The organism is Pseudomonas sp. PB120 (genome assembly GCF_009761815.1).
Taxonomy (GTDB): domain Bacteria; phylum Pseudomonadota; class Gammaproteobacteria; order Pseudomonadales; family Pseudomonadaceae; genus Aquipseudomonas.
Genome location: NZ_RWIN01000078.1, coordinates 43097 through 63431, shown reverse-complemented (window position 1 = coordinate 63431; position 20335 = coordinate 43097). Strand labels below are relative to the sequence as shown.

Here is a 20335-nt window from a genome sequence, read left to right as displayed (position 1 = left end):
CAAAATCGGGGGCGCCGCGGTCAAATGTGGGAGCGAGCCTGCTCGCGATCGGCCGCGCAGCGGACGCAGAGAACTACTCGTTATCGAAGCCTTTACGTCGATACGGAAACACGTCGATCACTTTGCCGGCGCGAATCGCCTCTTGCAGGCTTTTCCAGTAATCGGCGTTGTACAACTCGCCATGCAACTGATCGAACAACGTGCGCTGCCCCGAATCAGCAAACAAAAACGGTGGAAACTCCTCCGGAAACACATCCAGCGGCCCGATCGAATACCACGGCTCGCTCGCCATCTCGTCTTCCGGCGTTCGCGGTTGCGGGATGTGGCGGAAGTTGGCTTCGGTCAGGAAGCAAATCTCGTCGTAGTCGTAAAACACCACGCGGCCGTGACGGGTGACGCCGAAGTTCTTCAGCAGCATGTCGCCCGGAAAGATATTCGCCGCCGCCAGTTGCTTGATCGCCAGGCCGTAATCCTCCAGCGCCTCGCGCACCTGCGCTTCGTTGGCGTTTTCCAGGTACAGGTTCAACGGCGTCATCCGGCGCTCGGTCCAGCAGTGGCGGATCAGCACGGTATCGCCTTCGACCGAGACCGTGGACGCCGCCACCTCCAGCAATTCCTCCAGGCACTCCGGATCGAACTTGCTCAGCGGGAAACGGAAGTCGGCAAATTCCTGGGTATCGGCCATGCGCCCGACCCGGTCGACGCTTTTCACCAGGCGGTACTTCTCGATCACCGTGGCGCGGTTGACGTTCTTTGACGGCGAGAAGCGGTCCTTGATGATTTTGAACACAGTGTTGAAGCCCGGCAGCGTGAACACGCTCATCACCATGCCGCGCACACCCGGCGCCATGATGAACTGGTCGTCAGTGCTGGCCAGGTGGTTGATCAGCGCTCGGTAGAACTCCGACTTGCCGTGTTTGTAGAAACCGATCGAGGTGTACAGCTCGGCAATGTGCTTGCCCGGCAGGATGCGGCGCAGGAAGCCGATGAACTCGGCCGGCACCGGCACATCGACCATGAAATACGAGCGGGTGAACGAGAAGATGATCGACACGTCTGCTTCATCGGTGATCAGCGCGTCGATCTGAATGCCGCGCCCCTCAAGGTGCAACAGCGGAATCGCCAGTGGCCATTGCTCATCGGCGGTGTAGATGCGCCCGACCAGGTACGCGCCCTTGTTGCGGTAGAGCACCGAGGAAAACAGTTCGACGCTCAGCTCTGGGTCTTTGCAGACCCAATCCGGAAGGTTCTCGCGCAGTTGGGCTTCGAGGCGGCGCAGATCGCCGGGCAAGTCGGCGTAGTCCTCGCTGAAACGGTAGTCGGCAAAAATGCTCGCCAGCATGCCCGACAGCTGGCCTTGCGGCTTGTAGGTGCGGGTTTGCGCGGCCCGCGCCCGGCGCAGGCTGGGCCGGGTGGTGTGGATGAACATGCAGCCGTCGCTGATCAGGTCATGGCTGAACAGCCCGCAGAAAATCGAGTTGTACCAGGTCTCGGACAATTCATCGTCGAAACGCAGGTCGATCAGCGTGATGTAGGCGCTTTTGACCAGCGGCCAGCAGCTGACGTCCAGCGTGTCGGTGTCAAACGCGATGCGCAGCCTGTCCACCGTTTCGCCGACTTTTTCCTCGTACAGATTGATCCGCGCCGCCGACGCCGTTTGCGTCTCCTGCCACCGGGCCTGCTCGAAACGGGCGCGCGCGCCGTCGGTGATCTGCCGGAAATGCTCGCGGTAATCGTCAAAGCCATCGAGGATCATTCGGGCGATGTCGGCGGCTGGCCATTGCTGCGGCATGGTGAGACCTCTGCGGGAATTCGGGAGCCCTGAGCTTAGCCAGTGAACCGGGTGCAGGAGAAGCGTAATTTTTGCCGAGAATTAATTGCTCGTTTTTCGGTTGCCATCGATCAGGCGCTCGGCAACACTCTCGACCCCATCAAGGAAGGAGTGCCCCCGTGAACCCCGTTGATCTGTTTCGTTTGCTGTCACTGGCGGCCATCTGGGGCGCGAGCTTCCTGTTCATGCGCATCATTGCCCCGGTGATTGGCACCGTTCCAACCGCATTTTTTCGTGTCTCGATTGCGGCCGCCGGCTTGCTGGTGATCCTCGGGCTGATGCGCATCAGCTGGGACTTCAAAGGCAAACTCAAGACCGTGATGCTGCTCGGGGTGATCAACTCCGGGATTCCGGCGACGCTTTACTCAGTGGCCGCCCAGGTATTGCCGGCCGGGTACTCGGCGATTTTCAACGCCACCACGCCGTTGATGGGCGTGTTGATCGGCGGCCTGTTCTTTCATGAAAAACTCACGGCGGCCAAGCTGGGCGGAGTCTTCCTCGGGTTGTTCGGCGTGGGTGTCCTGACCCGTGCAGGGCCAGTGGCGTTCGACATGCCATTGCTGATGGGTGCCGCCGCCTGCTTGCTCGCCACGACCTGCTACGGTTTTGCCGGATTCCTGGCGCGCCGCTGGCTTGATCACGCGGGTGGGTTGGACAGTCGCCTGTCGGCGCTGGGCAGCATGCTGGGGGCCACGTTGTTTTTGCTGCCGCTGTTCGGTTACAGCGTGATCACCCAGCCACCGGCGAGCTGGGGTGGCTGGAGCGTCTGGTTGTCGTTGCTGGGGTTGGGGCTGATGTGTACGGCCTTGGCGTACATCATTTACTTCCGGTTGCTCAGTTCTGTCGGGCCGGTGAAGTCGATGACCACCACTTTCCTGATTCCGCCATTCGGGGTGTTGTGGGGTGCGTTGCTGCTGGATGAGCCGCTGTCGATGGCGCACATTTATGGCGGGGTGTTGATTGCGGCGGCGTTGTGGCTGGTGTTGAAGCCGGCTGCTGTGAAGGTTGCTGAAGTGACAGCCAAGTAGTGTTGTGGTGGGGCGGATGACGCCTTCGCGGGCAGGCTCACTCCTACAGGGTTTCGCGTCGTACACAGATTTTGTGTTCAATACCAAACACTGTGGGAGTGAGCCTGCTCGCCATAGCGATCGCCCAGACGCTACAGGGCAGCCTGACTCACCTCCCCATCCACCAACCGCCGAATCCCCAGCGGATTAGCGTTCTGCAACGCCTCGGGCAGCAACGCATCCGGGTAATTCTGGAAGCACACCGGCCGCAGGAAACGGTCAATCGCCAGCGTACCGACCGACGTCCCGCGCGCATCCGACGTCGCCGGATACGGCCCGCCATGCACCATCGCCTCACACACCTCGACCCCGGTCGGGTAACCGTTGAGCAAGATCCGCCCGACTTTTTCCTGCAGCAATTCAGCCAGCCAGCGATATTCCAGCAACTCCTCCGGCTCGCCAATCAACGTCGCCGTCAATTGCCCGCGCAGGCCGTGCAGCGCCGCCGCGAGCTGCGTCCGATCCTCGACTTCAATGACGATGGTGGTCGGCCCGAACACTTCTTCCTGAAGCAGTTCATCGCCTTTGAGCAACAGGCTGACATCCGCCTTGAACACCTGCGGCTGAGCCTGATTGCCCTGCTGGGGTTTGCCCGCCAGGTGCGTCAGGCCCGGGTGTTCATGCAGCTCGCCAAGGCCCCGGCTGTAGCTGTCCAGCGCGCCCGCATTGAGCATGGTTTGCGCGGGTTGCTGGTTCATGCTGGCGCAAAAGGTTTCCAGGAACGTGCTGAACTGCGGCGAACGCAGGCCAATGACCAAACCCGGATTGGTGCAGAACTGGCCACACCCCAGGGTCACTGAACCGGCGAGTTGCGCGGCAATTTGCTCGCCCCGTTCCTTGAGGGCTTCGGGCAGCAGGAACACCGGGTTGATGCTCGACATTTCGGCGAACACCGGAATCGGCTGCGGCCGGGTGGCGGCCATGTGGCTCAGGGCGTTGCCGCCCTTGAGCGAACCGGTAAAGCCCACGGCCTGGATTGCCGGATGCTTGACCAGCCACTCCCCCACGCCACCGCCATAAATCATGTTGAATACGCCGGCCGGCATTTGCGTGCGTTCGGCGGCGCGGAGGATGGCGTCCGCCACCCACTCGGCGGTCGCCATGTGCCCGCTGTGCGCCTTGAACACCACTGGGCAGCCGGCGGCGAGTGCCGACGCGGTATCGCCCCCGGCAGTGGAAAACGCGAGCGGAAAATTACTCGCACCGAACACTGCCACCGGCCCCAACGCGATGCGGTATTGACGCAGGTCCGGGCGAGGCAACAGCTGGCGATCCGGCAAGGCCTGGTCAATCCGCGCACCGTAGAAATCGCCGCGCCGCAGGACCTTGGCGAACAAGCGCATCTGGCCGCTGGTGCGCCCGCGTTCACCCTGGATGCGCCCGACCGGCAACGCCGTTTCGCGGCAGACCGTGGCGACGAACTCATCGCCCAGCGCATCGATTTCATCGGCGATGGCGTCGAGAAACTGCGCGCGTTTTTCCGCGCTGAGGTTGCGGTAGATCGGGTAGGCAGCGGCCGCCGCTTTGGCGGCGGCGTCCACCTCGGCTTGTGATGCCTGGAAGAAGGTGCCGGGGAGTGGTTCCCCCGTAGTCGCGTCGAGGCTTTGCAGTTGCAACGTGCCGTTGGCGCTGCGGCGACCGCCGATGTAGTTGTGTCCAGATAACGTGGTCATGAGTGATTCCTTGATAGTCTGGCTAGCTGGGACCCTGTAGGAGCGAGCATGCTCGCGATGATCTCAAAGGCACCGCGTGTGTTCAGGAGCCCCGCGTCATCGTTGACGTCCATCGCGAGCATGCTCGCTCCTACAGGGCGCGGACCTGGCCGATGGCCAACGGCTGGGCGCTTTCGCCGATGCCGTTTTCCAGCGGTGCGCCGAACGCATCGAGGCTGATCTGGAAGCGATCGCCCGGTCGGGTTTTCACCCCGTCGGCAAATGACAGCGTGGCCGTGCCGAAGTAATGCACATGGACATCGCCGGGCCGCAGAAACTGCACGTACTTGAAGTGATGGAATTCGAGGTTGGCGAGGCTGTGGCACATATTGTCTTCGCCGCTGAGGAACTCCTTCTCCCAGAGCGTTTCGCCGTCGCGCAAGATACGGCTGGTGCCGGCCAGGTGCTTGGGCAACTCGCCGACCCGCAGCTCGGGGCCGTAGGCACAGAAGCGCAGTTTCGAATGGGCGAGGTAGAGGTAATTGCGGCGCTCCATCACATGGTCGGAAAACTCGTTGCCCAGTGCAAAACCGATGCGGTACGGCTGGCCATCGTCGCCAATCACATAGAGGCCGGTCAGCTCGGGTTCTTCACCGGCGTCTTCGGCAAACGGCGGCAACGGAAAATCCGCGCCGGGGCGCACGACGATGCTGCCATCACCTTTGTAGAACCATTCCGGTTGTGCGCCAAACTGGCCGGCGGCGGGTTTGCCACCCTCCAGGCCCCATTTGAACATACGCATGGTGTCGGTCATGCCGGCTTCGACCGCGCCGTCCTGCTGGTGCATTTTGTCCCGCGTCGAGGCACTGCCCAAATGGGTCAGTCCGGTGCCGCTGATCAGGCAATGGGCCGGGTCTTCATGGTCCAGCGGCGGCAGGACTTTGCGTTGTTGCAACAGTTGCAGATAATCAGGCCCGGGCACGGTGCCGCGCTGGGCCACTTCTTCGTGCAGGCTGCGTTGGGCGCGGATCGCCGCGAGTGCCAGTTCACGGGTGCTGCGAGTGCCGTTGAGCACCTGGACCTGTGAGCCCTCGACGAGGCCGACCTGGCGTTCACCGGCAGAGTTTTCGAATTGAATCAGGCGCATGTCGGCCCTCCGGAAAGTCATGGATGTGGGGTGAGGGGACTTAGCCCCTCACCACCGGCTCACTCGATGATGTTGAAGTCGCTCAGGTACTCATCGGAGATTTCCAGGCCCAGGCCCGGTTTGTTGTCGTCGAGCTGGATGTAGCCGTTGACCGGTTGTGGCTCGCCCTTGAACACGTAGTAGAAGAGTTCGTTGCCGACCTCGACGTCGAACACCGGGAAGAACTCGGCCATCGGTGATGCGGTGGTGGACATGGTCAGGTGGTAGTTGTGCATCTGCCCGGCGTGGGGGATCACCGGCACCGACCAGGCTTCGGCCATGGCGTTGATCTTGCGCGCGGCGGTGATGCCGCCGACGCGGTTGGTGTCGTACTGGATCACGTCGACGGCGCGGCGTTCGAGCAGGTCCTTGAAGCCGTACGAGGTGAACTCGTGCTCACCGCCGGAGATCGGCATGATCCCCATTTTTTTCAGTTCGACGTAGCCTTCGATGTCGTCGGCGATCACCGGTTCTTCGAGCCAGCGCGGTTCGAATTCGGCGAGTTTGGGCAACATGCGGCGCGCGTATTCCAGGGTCCAGCCCATGTAGCACTCGAGCATGATGTCGATGTCCGGACCGGCCAGGTTACGCAGGGCGCGGACTTGTTCGATGTTCTTGCGCATGCCCGCCGGGCCGTCTTTCGGGCCGTAGCCGAAACGCATTTTCAGCGCAGTGAAACCCTGGTTCAGATAGCCCTGGGCTTCTTCGAGGAACAGGTCGAGGTTGTCGTTGGCGTAGAGCTTGGAGGCGTAGGTCCAGATCTTTTCCTTGGTGCGCCCGCCGAGCAGTTTGAACACGGGCTTGTTCACGGCTTTGCCCATGATGTCCCAGATCGCGATGTCGATCGCCGAGATCGCCGCCATGCCGATGCCTTTGCGGCCCCAGGCGTGGCTTTGGCGGTACATTTTCTGCCAGATGTATTCGTTGTCGAACGGGTCTTCGCCAATGGCGATCGGCGCCAGGTAAGTGTCGATGATTTCCTTGGCCACACGCGGCGCCAGGGCGCAGTTGCCGATGCCGACGAGACCGGTATCGGTCTCGACTTCCACCACCAGCCAGCCATGGAAACGGAACGAGCCCATGGCATCGCCGCGCTCGAACAGGATGTCGCTGGCGTTGGTGCAGAAGTGCGCTTGAGGCGGGACGACTTTGCCTTTCCACTCGAAGACGCGGGTACGGATTGCTTTGATTTTCATGAATTCAATTCCTTGCTAACGCTTGGGTAGTGATCAGCCAACCTGAGCCGGTGTGAGCTGCGAGGGTGATTTAGGGGTGTGGGTGGTGCGAAGTCGGGACAGCAGGATGGCGCCGAGAACACCGACCAGCGCCAAGGCGAACATGCCGGCGCGGGGGTCGGCGAAACTGGTTTCCATCACGGTTTTCAGGTTCGGCGCAACGAAGCCGCCAAGGTTGCCGACGGAGTTGATCAGGGCGATCCCGCCGGCGGCGGCAGCACCGCTGAGGTAGCTGGTGGGAATGGTCCAGAACAGCGGTTGCACCGAGACGAAACCGGCGGCAGCGAAGCAGAATGCCAACACCACAGGGACCATGCTGGTGCCCAGTGCCGAAGCGGCGATGCCGAGGGCGGCCATGGTCAACATGCACACGGCCAGGCGACGGTGCTGACCAGCGCGGTCGGCATAGCGAGTGACGAGGCGAGTCACGATCAAGGCGCAGATCCACGGAATCGCAGTGATCAGGCCGACGTTGAGACCCACGTGGCCGTCGAGCAGGCCAGCGATGCGGGTCGGCAGGTAAAACACCACGCCGTAGACACTCATCTGAATGGTGAAATACGCCAGGCAGAATTGCAGCACCCGAGGGTTGCGCAAGGCGCTGAGAAATCCGTGGGGGCTGCTGTCTTTTTTCTGCGCTTCTTCTTCGTTGAGCGCCGTTTGCAGCGCCTGCTTTTCTTCACCGTTCAACCAGGTAGCGTCAGCCGGGCGGTTGACCAGATAAAAGTACGCAGCGATGCCGACCACCGACGCCATCAAACCCTCGACAACGAACAACCACTGCCAGTTGGTCAGGCCGAACACGCCGTGGAAGTCCAGCAACCAGCCCGACAGCGGGCTGCCCAAAACCAGTGCCAGCGGCAAGCCGAAGTAGAACAGACCGAGCGCCTGACCACGGCTCTGCGCCGGGAACCAGTAGGTGAGGTAGAGGATGATCCCCGGGAAGAAACCGGCTTCGGCGACCCCCAACAGGAAGCGCAGAACGTAGAAGGTTTGGGCGTTGTGGGCGAACATCATGGCCGCCGACACCAGGCCCCAGGTGACCATGATCCGGCACAGCCAGACCTTCGCGCCGAGGCGGTGCAGCATGTAGTTGCTCGGCACTTCGAAGAACGCGTAGCCAATGAAAAAGATGCTCGCGCCAAACGCAAACGCCGCATCACCCAACCCGGTATCGGCCTGCAACGCGGCTTTGGCGAAGCCGACGTTGGAGCGATCGATGAAGGCGAGGATGTACATCAGGATCAGAAACGGCAGCAGGCGCAGCCGGCTTTTGGAGATGGCACTGGACAGAGCCAGGGCGGAATCTGAACGGGTCATGTAAATGTTCCTTTAGTGCCGGTATGTGCCTTGCGGAAGTGACAAGGCGGGCTTTTTGTAGTTGTTGATTCGGATGAATCGAGGCGGCTCGGGTGGCCGGCTGTGGTCATTCGATGGAGCGACTTTAGCCAGCGCACCGGGTGTGCGGATAATCACTTATGCGCATCCATCGATAACCTGGGGTGATCGCAAACTGCGGTTGCCGGGTAGATAGGGTTATCAGGCATCACACAAAAAAATGTGGGAGCGGGCTTGCCCGCGATAGCAGTCTGACAGGCGCTTCTTGAGTGCCTGTCAGGCCGTCATCGCGGGCAAGCCCGCTCCCACAGTGATCGAAGGTGATGCTCGATTGTGTGTATCAGTAGGTGTTGGCGCCCATCCGGCAGGCAATCTCGAATGCCTGGCGGATCGCTCCGACGTTGGCCTTGCCCTGCCCTGCGATATCGAACGCGGTGCCGTGGGCGGGGGTGGTGATCGGGATCGGCAAGCCGCCCTGCACCGTCACGCCACGGGAGAAGCCCATCAACTTGATCGCGATCTGCCCCTGGTCGTGGTACATCGTCACCACCGCGTCGAAGGCACTGGCATCGCCCTGAACCTTGAGGAAAATCGTGTCGCCCGGGTACGGCCCTTCAGCCGCAATGCCCAACGCCTGCGCCGAGCGCACCGCGGGACCGATGATGTCCAGTTCCTCGCGGCCGAACGAACCGTTGTCGCCGTTGTGCGGGTTCAAGCCGCAGACACCGATGCGCGGTTTCTCCAGGCCGTTGCGCTTGAGCGCGGTGTCGATCAGCTGGATCGCTTCCACCACCCGAGCCTGACTGAGCATGCCCGGCACTTCGGCCAACGCCACGTGAGACGTCACGCGCGACGTCCAGAGGTTGTCGAGCACGTTGAATTCGCAGAACGGCCCGTGGAAATCCAGCAGCTCGGCGAACCAGTGCAGCTCATCGTTATGCGCCATGCCCGCCATGTGCAGCGAGGTTTTGTTCAGCGGCCCGAACAGGATCGCGTCGGTGGTGCCGGCCTCGGTCAGGCGCAGGGCTTTTTCCAGCGTGTCGAGGCTGTAGCGACCGCCAATCACACTGGCTTCACTGCGCGCAAACTCGCCGACCGTGTCGCCACGGAAGTCATAGAACAGCGGCGTGTCGTCGTGAAATTCCAACTGTTCCAGCGACTCCACGCGACGGTACGGAAATTCCGTCCCGGCGATGCGCATACCACGGCGCATTTCCGCCTCGTCGGCAATCAGGATCACGTTGGCCTGGCGACGCACCGACGGCTCGCCGAGCAGGCGCGCGATCAGTTCCGGGCCGATACCGGCCGGGTCACCCAGGACCATGGCGATGGTGGATTTGTTCATGCTTCGCTCCTCAAGACTTCAGGCAATGTCCGGTCAATGGCGCAAGGTTCGCAGCGGTAGACCCGCTGCGCGTTGCTGTAGAACAGTCGCTCCTGATCGGCCCAGGGCAGATCGGCGACGATGGATTTGAAACCGCTGTAGATGTCGTCGAACGAGCCGCACAGGCTGTCCACGGGGAAGTTGCTGGCGAACATCGCCCGGTCGGTGCCGAACAGGGCGATCACCTCGCGCACGATCCAGGCATTGTCCTTGGCGCGCCACGCCCGACCGGCCTGACCCAGGCCGGAAATTTTCACCTGCACGTTAGGCCACTCGGCCAGCCGCGCCAACGCCAGCCGCCAACCGGCCAGGCCTTCGGCGCTGCGATCATTGGGCAACCCGGCATGGTTGAGAATCAGCGTGATGCCGGGAAAGTCCCGGGCCAGGCGCTCGGCCTCGTGCAGGTTCCACCAGGGTGCCTGCAAATCGAAATGCAGCCCCAGCCCTTGCAGCGCGGCGTAACTGCGCCGCCAGTGTTCGTCGCTCATCAGGCTGCGCACATGCCCCACCTGCGCGGGCGATGTCGGCCCACCGGGTTTGTGGCGTACGCTGCGTACACCCTTGAAACCGGCTTGCTCGGTCAGCACCGCAATGGCGTCCGGATGATCGAGCCAGGCTTGCGCCACGATGGCATTCGGCACGCCATAACGAGCGGCCAGACCTTCGATGAAACGGGTTTCGCCAATCGGGTCTTGCGGGTTCCATTCGGTCTCGATGTACACCGTTTTCACGACGTTGTGCGAGCCCGCATCGGCGAAGTAGTCGTCGGGAAAATAGCGACGCTTGATTGCGCTGTAATCGCCGTAGCGAAACGGGATGGCGGCTTCAGGCGCCAACCACGGATGGTCGTTTATCGAGGGGTCCCAAAAGTGATGATGGGCATCAATGATCGGACCATCCCACAGGGTACCGGATGCGTGTTTAGCCATGACGGACCTCGTCGAGACTGATGAACAACGTGGCCAGGACGAACACCGCCGAGCACACCGCGAAGAACCCCAGCACCGGCGCAAAACCACCGGCCATTTGCAGGATCACCCCCACCAGGATCGGCACCGCGATGCCCCCGGTGCTGCCGGCCATGTTCATTACGCCGCCGATCAGGCCGACCCGCGCCGGCGCCGCCAGCAGCGCGGGGAAGCTCCAGTAGAGGCTGCCCCACATCAGGAAAAACGCGGTCATGGCCAACAACGCCACGGCCGCAAAAGGATTGCTCAGGGTCGGCAGCAACAGGAACGCGCCGAGGGCCACCAGGCCGGAAAACGCCAGCAGGCTCTTGACCGCCACACCACGGCTGACGCTCTTGCGGATCAAGCCGTCGCAGAGGAAACCGCCGGTCAACGAACCCAATGCGCCGCATACGAAAATCACAAAAGTCGCCGCGCCAATGCCTTTGATATCGAAGCCACGGGCCTGCGCCAGGTAACTCGGGCCCCAGGTCAGCAGACCGAAATACACCATCGCCCAACTGGCGCGACCGATCAGCAGACCGCTCAGGGAACGGGCGGCGATGCCCAGGCCCTTGACCGGCACACGCGCCGCTTCGGCCGCTGGCGTGGCGCGCCCGGCGTTGATTTTCTCAAGCTCTTCGGCATTCACTTGCGGGTGAGTCGCCGGGTCATCCCGCAGGTAACGACGCGCCAACCAGGCGAGCACCAACGTCGCGATGCCGGCGATGATGAATGCCAGGCGCCACGAATCCAGCGACGCAATCAGGTAGGCAATGATCAACCCGCCGATGGCCACCCCCAACGGGCTGCCACTGTCCATCAGCACCGCGCCGCGACTGCGCTCGCTCGGCGCCAGCCACAGGGAAATCAGCTTGCCGCCCGAAGGGAACAACGGCGCTTCCGCAGCACCGAGGGCGACCCGGGCAAACAGCAACGACAAGCCGCCGGTGGCAAACGCCGCTAACACCTGAAACGTCCCCCACAACCCGGTGGACCAACTGATGACCCGGTGCGGACCGAAGCGATCGATCATCCAGCCACCGGGGATCTGCAACAGGGCATACGCCCAAAAAAAGCTGCTGAGGATCAGCCCTTGCATGCTCGGCGACAGCGAAAATTCATGGGCGATGGTCGGCATCGCGATGGACAGCGACACCCGATCGATCAGGTTGACCATGGTCAACGCAAAGATGATCGCGAAGATCCGCCAGCGCACGCTGCTGGCTTTGGTGGTGCCGGTCAGCGGTGTGGCCGCTGCCGTGGGCTGGACACCTGCGCCGGGCAGATGCAGGGAAGCACTGGGACGAGCCATGGTGCGTACCTCGATTTATTATTTTTGTGTGGGGCAACGTTGCCGTACAGGACGGCGTTGGTGAGCACTATCGAAGGCTCAGTGATAACCGTCTAATCAAAACTGGGAATACGGCGATAGCCTTGAGTTATGGCATGCCTGGCTTTCAATGAGCTTTCAACGTTGTCTGTAGGAGCGAGCTTGCTCGCGATGGTCTTCAACGAAAACGCGTGGTTCCAGGATTACCGTAGCGCGTTTGAGTCCATCGCGAGCATGCTCGCTCCTACTGAAGATGCCGAGCTATAACCCCAGGCTATCGGTGTATGTATTGTTTTGACTAGACGCCGGGCCACAGGCTTCCCACACTCGGCCCAGGCTTGCAGCTTACAAGCATCGACAAGCCACTCATAACAACTACAAAAACGAGGCCCTTCCATGCGAAATGCATTCGTCCGTCGCACATCCCGTCTGTTTCTTGGTTGCACCCTGATCGCCGCGGGCACCCTCCCCGCCCTGGCCCAAGCCGCGTGGCAGCCCGACAAGAACGTCGAAATCGTGGTCGCTGGCGGTCCCGGTGGCGGCACCGACCAGTTGGGTCGGCTGATCCAGTCGATCATCACCACCCACAAGTTTCTCGACGTGAACACCATCGTCCTCAACAAGGGCGGCGGCAATGGCGCCGAAGCCTTTCTCGACCTGAAAATGAACAAGGGCGATCCGGAAAAACTGGTGATCGGCACCAACAACATCTACCTCTTGCCCCTGGTTTCCAAGCTCGGCTATCAATGGCAGGAGTTGACGCCGGTCGCCGCCGTGGCCGAGGACGACTTCATTCTCTGGAGCTACAAAGACGCGCCATGGAAGGATGCCAAAGGCTTCTACGAAGCGGTCAAGGCCGACCCGTCGAACCTGCGCATGGGCGGCAGCCAGTCCAAGGACGTGGACCAGACCCTGACCCTGCTGCTGAACCAGACCAACAACAGCAAACTGGTGTACATCCCGTTCAAGAGCGGCAGCGAAGCCGCCACGCAACTGGCCGGCAAACACATCGCCGCCAACGTCAACAACCCCAGCGAAAGCATCAGCCAATGGCGCGGCGATCAGGTCGAGCCGCTCTGCGTGTTCAGTAAAGAACGCATGAGCTATACCGAGAAAGTCGCCGGTGATAAAGCCTGGGCCGACGTACCGACCTGTCACGAACAAGGCCTGGGCATCGATCAATACCGCTTCCCGCGCACCGTATTCATGCCCGGCGAAGTCACCGCCGAACAGCGGGCGTTCTATGTCGAGCTGATGCGCAAAGTCACCGAGACCCCGGAATTCAAGGCCTACGTGAAACAGAACGCGCTGGTGCCGACCTTCCTCGAAGGCGAGCCACTGACCGCCTACATCGAGAGCGACACCGCCCGCGTGACCCCGGTGTTCAAAGAAGCCGGCTGGCTGAAAAACTGAGCCGCCGACGGCCGCTCGCTTGCGCGCGGCCGTCGCCCCTGGAGGTGTTTTCATGTCCCATTCTTCGGATTCACCGGCGCTGGTCGGTACTCGCTGGGTCGAACTCGGCCTGGCCCTCTTCACGGCGCTGATTGGCGTGGTGGTGATGTTCGGCAGTCTCGAACAAGGTATCGGCTGGGGCGATTCCGGCCCCGAGCCGGGTTACTTTCCCTTCTACATCGGCCTGATGCTGAGCGCCGCCAGCGTGGCCAACGGCGTGTTGACCCTGGTGCGCTGGCAGGCCCTGAGCATTGCCTTCGTCAGCCGCAGTGCATTCAGGCAAGTACTATCAGTGTTCATCCCGATTGCGCTGTTCGTGGGCGCGATGCCTTTCACCGGCATCTACGTGGCCTCGGCGTGCTTCATTGCCTGGTTCATGTGGCGTGACAAGGTCCGCGTCAAACCCTATGGCAAATGGATGATCGGCACGGTGTCGCTGGGTGCGGTGCTGGCCAGTTACCTGATTTTCGCGCTGTGGTTCAAGGTCCCGCTGGATGCCGGCCCGATGGGTGACTGGATTGCGCTGGCCGGGAGAAATTTCAAATGAGCGAGTTCGATTCCCTGCTGCAAGGCATGAACCTGATCCTGACCCCGGGCCACATCGGCCTGATGGTGATCGGCGTTTTGCTGGGCATTCTGGTCGGCGTATTGCCTGGCCTCGGCGCCCCCAATGGCGTGGCGTTGCTGCTGCCGCTAACGTTCACCATGTCGCCGGTGTCGGCGATCATCCTGTTGTCGTGCATGTATTGGGGCGCGCTGTTTGGCGGCTCGATCACCTCGATCCTGTTCAACATTCCCGGAGAGCCGTCATCGGTGGCGACCACCTTCGACGGCTACCCGATGGCCCGCGAAGGCCGAGCCGCCGAAGCCCTGACCGCGGCGTTCAGCTCGGCATTGATCGGCGCCCTGGCCGGGGTGCTGCTGCTGACGTTCCTGTCGACGCGAATTGCTGCGTTCGCCATGTCGTTCAGTTCACCGGAGTTCTTCGCGGTGTACCTGTTGGCGTTCTGCACCTTCATCGGCATGAGCAAGAACCCGCCGCTGAAAACCGTGGTGGCGATGATGATCGGTTTTGCCATGGCGGCGGTCGGCATGGACACCGTATCCGGCAACCTGCGCCTGACGTTTGACCAGCCCGTCCTGATGACCGGCATCAGCTTCGAAGTGGCGGTGATCGGTCTGTTCGGCATCGGTGAAATCCTCTGCACGGTCGAAGAAGGCCTGGTGTTTCGCGGCGAGCATGCGCGCATTACGCCGATGGTGATCCTGCGGACCTGGGCCAAGTTGCCGCGCTACTGGTGGACGATTGTGCGCAGCACGCTGGTTGGCTGCTGGATGGGCATCACACCGGGCGGTCCAACTGCAGCGTCCTTCATGAGCTACAGCCTGGCGCGCCGCTTCTCGAAAAATCGCGACAACTTCGGCAAGGGTGAACTGGAAGGCGTGATCGCCCCGGAAACCGCCGACCACGCGGCCGGCACCAGCGCCCTGCTGCCCATGTTGACCCTGGGCATTCCAGGTTCGGCGACTGCCGCCGTGATGCTCGGTGGCCTGATGATATGGGGCCTGCACCCTGGCCCGACGCTGTTCGTCGAGCAGCATGATTTTGTCTGGGGCCTGATTGCGAGCATGTACTTGGGCAACGTCGTCAGTCTGATCGTGGTGTTGGCCACTGTGCCGCTGTTCGCCTCGATCTTGCGCATTCCGTTCTCGATCATTGCGCCGATCATCATCATGGTCTGCGCCATCGGCGCGTATTCGGTGCACAACTCGTTCTTCGACGTGGTGTTGATGCTGGGCTTCGGCGCGTTGGGCTACCTGTTCAAGAAACTCGGTTATCCGATTGCGCCGCTGGTGCTGGCGGCTGTGCTAGGGGACAAGGCTGAGGATGCGTTCCGCCAGTCGATGCTGTTCTCCGACGGGCATCTGGGGATTTTCTGGTCCAACCCACTGGTGGGCAGCCTGACCACAGCCGCGCTGCTGATGCTGTTCTGGCCGCTGATTTCCAAGGCACTGGGTGCGCTGACGGGCCTGCGCAAACCCCACGTCGCCAAGCCAAAATCGGTGCTGTGACGCAGCAATGCTGGCAACGCCTGACATTTGTTGTCAGGCTTGCCGCAGTCTTTTTTTCGAGCGCGCCTCATGACCCGAATTCCAGAAGCCAACGTGATCCACAGTCGACTGCGTCTGCGCCAATTGCGCCTGATGCTGGCGCTGCAGGAATTCGGCTCGTTGCGCCGCGCCGCCGACCACATCGGCATGACCCAACCGGCGGCGACGAAAATGCTGCATGAGGCCGAGGATTTGCTCGGTGTCGAACTCTTCGAACGCCTGCCTCGGGGCATGCGCTCCACCCCGTTCGGGGAAACCGTCATTTACTACGCGCGCATGGTGTTTGCCGAACTCAGCGGCATGCGTGAAGAACTGGTCGCGCTCGAATCCGGCAACCTCGGGCGGGTGGCAGTCGGAGCGATTCCGGCGCTGGCCTCGGGGTTGCTGACCCGCACCATCGCGACCTTGAAACAAAGTCATCCACGGCTGTCCATGAGCATCCAGGTCGACACCAGCGACGTGCTGGTGCAGGCGCTGTTGCAGGATCAACTGGATGTGGTGCTGGGACGGATTCCGGCCGGTGCGCGCGCCGAAGAGCTGCTGTTCGACAGCCTCGGCGAAGAAGCCCTGTGCGTGATTGCCGGTGCGCATAATCCGCTGGCACAGGAGACGCAACTGAGCTGGGCGGAACTGCAGAACATGACTTGGGTGCTGCAACAACACCCGAGCCCGATGCGCGCGATCATCAATCAGGTGTTCCACAATGCGCGGGTCGACATCCCCAACAGCATCGTCGAGACCACGTCGATCATGACCTTGCTCTCGTTGATCCAGCAGACCGACATGCTCGGTGTTACACCGGTGTCGGTGGTCGAGGATTATCCGGGGCGGGATTTGCTGGCGGTGTTGCCGATCAAGTTTGAATCGCGTTTGCCGCCGTATGGGTTGATTACCCGGCGGCATCGCATTCAGTCGTCGGCGATGCAGGCGTTTATGAATTCGGTGCGGGCGGAGCATGCGTTGGGCAAATAGTAGGGCTGGTTTTTTATCGGCGTACATATCCGTTTTTTTTGGTAACGGCTGATATTGGTTCCGCCTCAAAAGCGAAATCAACAGCAAGGCGGCCTGACAGTCGACTGATCTCTCTCAAGTACACCCCAATCCAATGTGGGAGCCAGCCTGCTGGCTCCCACAGGGGGAATGCGGACACCCGCAAAAGCCAGGTCCATTTACCCAGCCTTACGAAATACAACCCCCAGACCAACGATAATCAGCACCATCCCAACCATGCTCAACATCGCCAGCCTGTTCCCGAAAAACAGATAATCCATCACCGCCGTCACCGCCGGCACCAGATAGAACAAACTGGTGACATTCACCAGATTGCCCCGGGCGATCAGCCGATACAGCAACAACGTCGCCAACACCGACACCACCAACCCCATCCACAACACCGGCACAATAAACCCGCTGCTGTGTTCAAAGTGAAAAGGCTGGAACGGCACAAACACCCCGCACAGCAACAGTCCCGCGAGGTACTGCACCGGCAGCGTCCCAAGCGGATTATCGGTAATCCGTTTTTGCATGATCGACCCGAACGTCATGCTCGCCAGCGCCAGCAACCCAAAAAGCATACCCGCCATCGACATACCGGCCAGACCAATCCCTTGGTAAACCACCATGATCAACCCGGCCAGCCCCAGCATCAGGCCGAACACCCTGCTGGCCGATCGCTGACGCTCCATGATCACCACCGTAAGAATCGGCTGCACCCCCATGATGGTGGCCATCACGCCGGGCGTAACTTTCAGGTCCAGGGCCAACAGATAGAAAATCTGATAAGCCCCCAGCAACACCACGCCCGTGGCCATCGCATACAGCATCGGCTTGCCACCCTTGGGCAATTTCAGCTTGAGCAACGGCACCAGCAACACCAACCCACAGAGCGCAATGGCAAAGCGAATCAGCAGGAAGGCAAAGGGTGACGCGTGGGCCAGGCCCCATTTGGAGAAGATCGCCCCACTGCTCCACAGCAGGACGAACAGGCTCGTGGACGCCGCCGCGAGCGCGGATTTTTTCGAAAGGACAAACATGAATACCACCTGTAGTCAGACAAAAAGCCAACTCAGCCGAAGCTGAAATCCAGTAGTTTTTTCAGACGGGCGCTTTTTCAGACAGGCATGGGAACAGCAAGGAACGCTGATCAGCCCGAAACGCCAACGCCCGGCGGTGATACGACTGCGTACACCGGCGTGCTACGGACAGGTGGGGGGTAATGACTGATCTGCGCAGGCTGCTGATCCCCGCACGGCACGACGCCAGCGTTGACCGCTGAATCGACTACCGCGTTGATGAGGGAAGCTGGCATGGGCTGATCTTTATTGGATGGGGTGAACGGTGGGTTGGAATCACCGAGCGCCGACTATAACCAGCGGGTGACATGGATTGCAATGACTTGGACAAAGGGCCAGTAACGACAATTCACTGGATGCCGCCTACCTTGGAGAAAGTGCGACTAGTATCGGGTCAACTGTTCATTTCAAACCCTGTAGCCGAAGAGCCTATGGGAGTGCTCGCGGGAGCGTCGTTTAAACTGTCTTCATAAAAAAACCGCTCACAAGGAGCGGTTTTTTCATCTGAAAAGCGAATCACCCAAACAACCAATACCCCAACAACGTCAGCACCACCACCGCCAGCACCGGCCGCAGCACGCGGTAAGCCTTTGGATTGCGGCGCTTCCACTGTTTCACTACACCGCTGAACTTGTCGCTGGAGTTCTTGCTCCAGGCGTAAGCCTTGTTGATCCCGCCAACGCGTTCATCGTCCAGGTTCTGCGGTGCCGTGGCACGGCCCAGCCAGCCGCTGATCCAGCGGTTGATGCGGGTCATGACGCGGTTGCTCAACGGACGTTCGATGTCGCAGAACAGAATGACCCGGGTTTTCTCGGTTTCGTTCTTGACCCAATGCACATAGGTTTCATCGAACATCACGTCTTCACCGTCACGCCAGGCGTAAACCTGACCATCGACGAAGATGCGGCAATCATCGGAGTTCGGCGTCGACAGGCCCAAGTGATAACGCAAGGAACCGGCAAAGGGATCGCGGTGCGGGTTGAGATGGCTGCCACCGGGCAACAGCGCAAACATGGCGCCTTTGACATTGGGGATGCTGCTGACGAGCGCCACGGTTTTCGGGCACAGGGCTTCGGCGGACGGCAGGGGTTTGTCATACCACTTGAGATAAAAACGCTTCCAGCCTTTCTTGAAGAACGATCCGAAACCGGCATCGTTGTTTTTCTCGGCGGCGCGAATGTAGCCCTCATCGAACAGGTGCATGGCTTCGTCGCGAATGACTTGCCAGTTGTCCTTGAGCACATCCAGTTCCGGGAACTTGCTGCGGTCCAGATACGGTTTGGACGGTACGCCGGAGAACATGTACATCAAGGCGTTGTACGGTGCGAACAGCGCCGAATGGTTGACGAATTGACGCAGGACCGGCAACCGCGCCTTGCCGCGCAAATGCACATAGAGGGTGCTGCCCAGGAACAGCAGCAACAGCGACGCCTTCGCGGCAAAGGAAAAGGTCATCAACAACTCCTTGAGAATAGGCAACATTGCACAACGTCATTTACCCGACGTGGCAGCCGCCCATGATAAATCACTAGCGGCCCGGGGAAGAACCCGTAAAACCAAACATTCAGTGTTAACGATTGCGCAACAAAGTACTTATTAACATAAGGCGCCTGAACATGGGCTGACCTGAGTCAACCTGATGCCGATCGCCGTTACTGCTGATTCTCCTGTTCGGTAAACAAATCGCTGAACAACATGCTCGACAGGTAGCGCTCACCGGAATCCGGCAGGATCACCACAATGGTCTTGCCCTGCATTTCCGGGGTTTCGGCCAGGCGAACGGCCACTGCCATGGCCGCACCGCAAGAAATTCCGCACAGAATCCCTTCTTCCTGCATCAACCGCAGCGCCATGGCCTTGGATTCGTCGTCGGTCACCAACTCGACCCGATCGACAATCGACAGATCAAGGTTCTTCGGCACAAAACCGGCGCCGATCCCCTGAATCTTGTGCGGGCTCGGTTTGATGTCCTCTCCGGCCAGCGCTTGGCTGATCACCGGCGAAGCCACGGGTTCCACCGCCACGGAGATGATCGGTTTGCCCTGGGTATTCTTGATATACCGCGAAACGCCGGTAATGGTTCCACCAGTTCCGACGCCTGCCACGAGGACGTCGACCGCACCGTCGGTATCGTTCCAGATTTCCGGACCGGTGGTTTTTTCGTGGATGGCCGGGTTGGCCGGGTTATCGAATTGCGCCGGCATGAAATAGGTGGAGGGGTCGCTGGCGAGAATTTCGGCGGCCTTTTCAATCGCTCCCTTCATACCCTTGGCCGGTTCCGTGAGCACCAGTTCGGCGCCCAGTGCCTTGAGCACTTTACGGCGCTCGATACTCATCGAGGCCGGCATGGTCAGCATCAGCTTGTAGCCGCGTGCCGCAGCCACAAAGGCCAGGCCGATGCCGGTATTACCCGAAGTCGGTTCAATGATCGTCATTCCAGGCTTGAGTTTGCCGGTGCTCTCGGCATCCCAGATCATGTTCGCGCCAATGCGGCACTTGACCGAATAACCCGGGTTGCGCCCTTCGATCTTGGCCAGGATGGTCACGCCGCGCGGAGCGATGCGGTTGATCTGAACCAGCGGCGTATTGCCAATGGAATGGGCGTTGTCAGCGAAAATACGACTCATGGCTGGGTCCTTATACAGCGTTGAATAAGCGCACCAAGGTATGCCTCTTGCCTGTGGTCGTCCAGTCGGGCCGAACGTCCACGCGTCGCAGCAGTCAAT

General features: G+C 60.8%; 17 protein-coding genes. 5 read left to right on the top strand and 12 right to left on the bottom strand.

Translation table 11 applies throughout. From position 1 onward, the window contains the following. Positions 1 to 73: 73 nt before the first annotated feature. Positions 74 to 1792, bottom strand: a complete 1719-nt coding sequence (aceK, locus tag EJA72_RS15110; protein ID WP_157712229.1) for a bifunctional isocitrate dehydrogenase kinase/phosphatase — start codon at positions 1790 to 1792, stop codon at positions 74 to 76. A gap of 158 nt (positions 1793 to 1950) precedes the next feature. On the opposite strand from aceK, the gene EJA72_RS15105 reads away from it, so the two are divergent. Beyond that, positions 1951 to 2859: a DMT family transporter gene (locus tag EJA72_RS15105; protein ID WP_178129380.1), complete on the top strand. Its 909-nt coding sequence runs from the start codon at positions 1951 to 1953 to the stop codon at positions 2857 to 2859. A 131-nt stretch (positions 2860 to 2990) separates the two neighbouring features. On the opposite strand, the gene EJA72_RS15100 is transcribed toward EJA72_RS15105, so the two are convergent. The 7 genes from EJA72_RS15100 to EJA72_RS15070 form a co-directional block, all read right to left on the bottom strand. Then, the gene (locus EJA72_RS15100) at positions 2991 to 4571 is read right to left on the bottom strand and encodes an aldehyde dehydrogenase (NADP(+)) (RefSeq protein WP_157712228.1); all 1581 of its coding nucleotides are present in this window, start codon (positions 4569 to 4571) and stop codon (positions 2991 to 2993) included. 130 nt (positions 4572 to 4701) lie between these two features. Next, positions 4702 to 5697: an AraD1 family protein gene (gene araD1, locus EJA72_RS15095; RefSeq protein WP_157712227.1), complete on the bottom strand. Its 996-nt coding sequence runs from the start codon at positions 5695 to 5697 to the stop codon at positions 4702 to 4704. Between the two features lie 59 nt (positions 5698 to 5756). Then, positions 5757 to 6932: an L-rhamnonate dehydratase gene (locus EJA72_RS15090; RefSeq protein WP_157712226.1), complete on the bottom strand. Its 1176-nt coding sequence runs from the start codon at positions 6930 to 6932 to the stop codon at positions 5757 to 5759. Between the two features lie 33 nt (positions 6933 to 6965). After that, on the bottom strand, positions 6966 to 8291 hold the full coding sequence (locus EJA72_RS15085; protein ID WP_157712225.1) for an MFS transporter: 1326 nt from the start codon (positions 8289 to 8291) through the stop codon (positions 6966 to 6968). Between the two features lie 358 nt (positions 8292 to 8649). Further along, positions 8650 to 9654, bottom strand: a complete 1005-nt coding sequence (locus tag EJA72_RS15080; protein ID WP_157712224.1) for a 4-hydroxythreonine-4-phosphate dehydrogenase PdxA — start codon at positions 9652 to 9654, stop codon at positions 8650 to 8652. Further along, positions 9651 to 10622, bottom strand: coding sequence for an amidohydrolase (locus EJA72_RS15075; RefSeq protein ID WP_157712223.1), 972 nt, complete (start codon positions 10620 to 10622; stop codon positions 9651 to 9653). The genes EJA72_RS15080 and EJA72_RS15075 overlap by 4 nt, the downstream gene beginning before the upstream one ends. Next, positions 10615 to 11955 (bottom strand): MFS transporter, encoded by a 1341-nt coding sequence (locus EJA72_RS15070; protein ID WP_157712222.1) that lies wholly within the window; start codon positions 11953 to 11955, stop codon positions 10615 to 10617. The genes EJA72_RS15075 and EJA72_RS15070 overlap by 8 nt, the downstream gene beginning before the upstream one ends. Positions 11956 to 12369: 414 nt before the next feature. Between EJA72_RS15070 and EJA72_RS15065 the strand changes: the two genes are divergently transcribed. The 4 genes from EJA72_RS15065 (at position 12370) to EJA72_RS15050 (ending at position 16509) form a co-directional block, all read left to right on the top strand. Then, entirely contained in the window at positions 12370 to 13386 is a 1017-nt protein-coding gene (locus EJA72_RS15065; RefSeq protein WP_157712221.1) for a tripartite tricarboxylate transporter substrate binding protein, read from the top strand. Positions 13387 to 13438: 52 nt separating this feature from the next. Beyond that, complete coding sequence (locus EJA72_RS15060; RefSeq protein WP_157712220.1) at positions 13439 to 13972, top strand: tripartite tricarboxylate transporter TctB family protein; 534 nt, start codon at positions 13439 to 13441, stop codon at positions 13970 to 13972. Further along, a complete protein-coding gene (locus tag EJA72_RS15055) occupies positions 13969 to 15498 on the top strand; it encodes a tripartite tricarboxylate transporter permease (RefSeq protein ID WP_157712219.1) in 1530 nt (509 codons plus the stop codon). Before EJA72_RS15060 ends, EJA72_RS15055 begins: the two co-directional genes overlap by 4 nt. Positions 15499 to 15567: 69 nt before the next feature. Further along, positions 15568 to 16509, top strand: a complete 942-nt coding sequence (locus EJA72_RS15050; RefSeq protein ID WP_157712218.1) for a LysR family transcriptional regulator — start codon at positions 15568 to 15570, stop codon at positions 16507 to 16509. Between the two features lie 197 nt (positions 16510 to 16706). Here the strand turns inward: EJA72_RS15050 and EJA72_RS15045 are convergent, their stop codons facing one another. The 4 genes from EJA72_RS15045 to cysK form a co-directional block, all read right to left on the bottom strand. Then, entirely contained in the window at positions 16707 to 17570 is an 864-nt protein-coding gene (locus EJA72_RS15045) for a DMT family transporter (protein ID WP_157712217.1), read from the bottom strand. A gap of 110 nt (positions 17571 to 17680) precedes the next feature. Continuing rightward, positions 17681 to 17845, bottom strand: a complete 165-nt coding sequence (locus EJA72_RS28960; RefSeq protein WP_178129379.1) for a hypothetical protein — start codon at positions 17843 to 17845, stop codon at positions 17681 to 17683. A 280-nt stretch (positions 17846 to 18125) separates the two neighbouring features. Next, entirely contained in the window at positions 18126 to 19064 is a 939-nt protein-coding gene (locus tag EJA72_RS15040) for an aspartyl/asparaginyl beta-hydroxylase domain-containing protein (RefSeq protein ID WP_157712216.1), read from the bottom strand. Between the two features lie 197 nt (positions 19065 to 19261). After that, positions 19262 to 20236 (bottom strand): cysteine synthase A, encoded by a 975-nt coding sequence (gene cysK, locus EJA72_RS15035; protein ID WP_157712215.1) that lies wholly within the window; start codon positions 20234 to 20236, stop codon positions 19262 to 19264. Between the last annotated feature and the right edge of the window lie 99 nt (positions 20237 to 20335).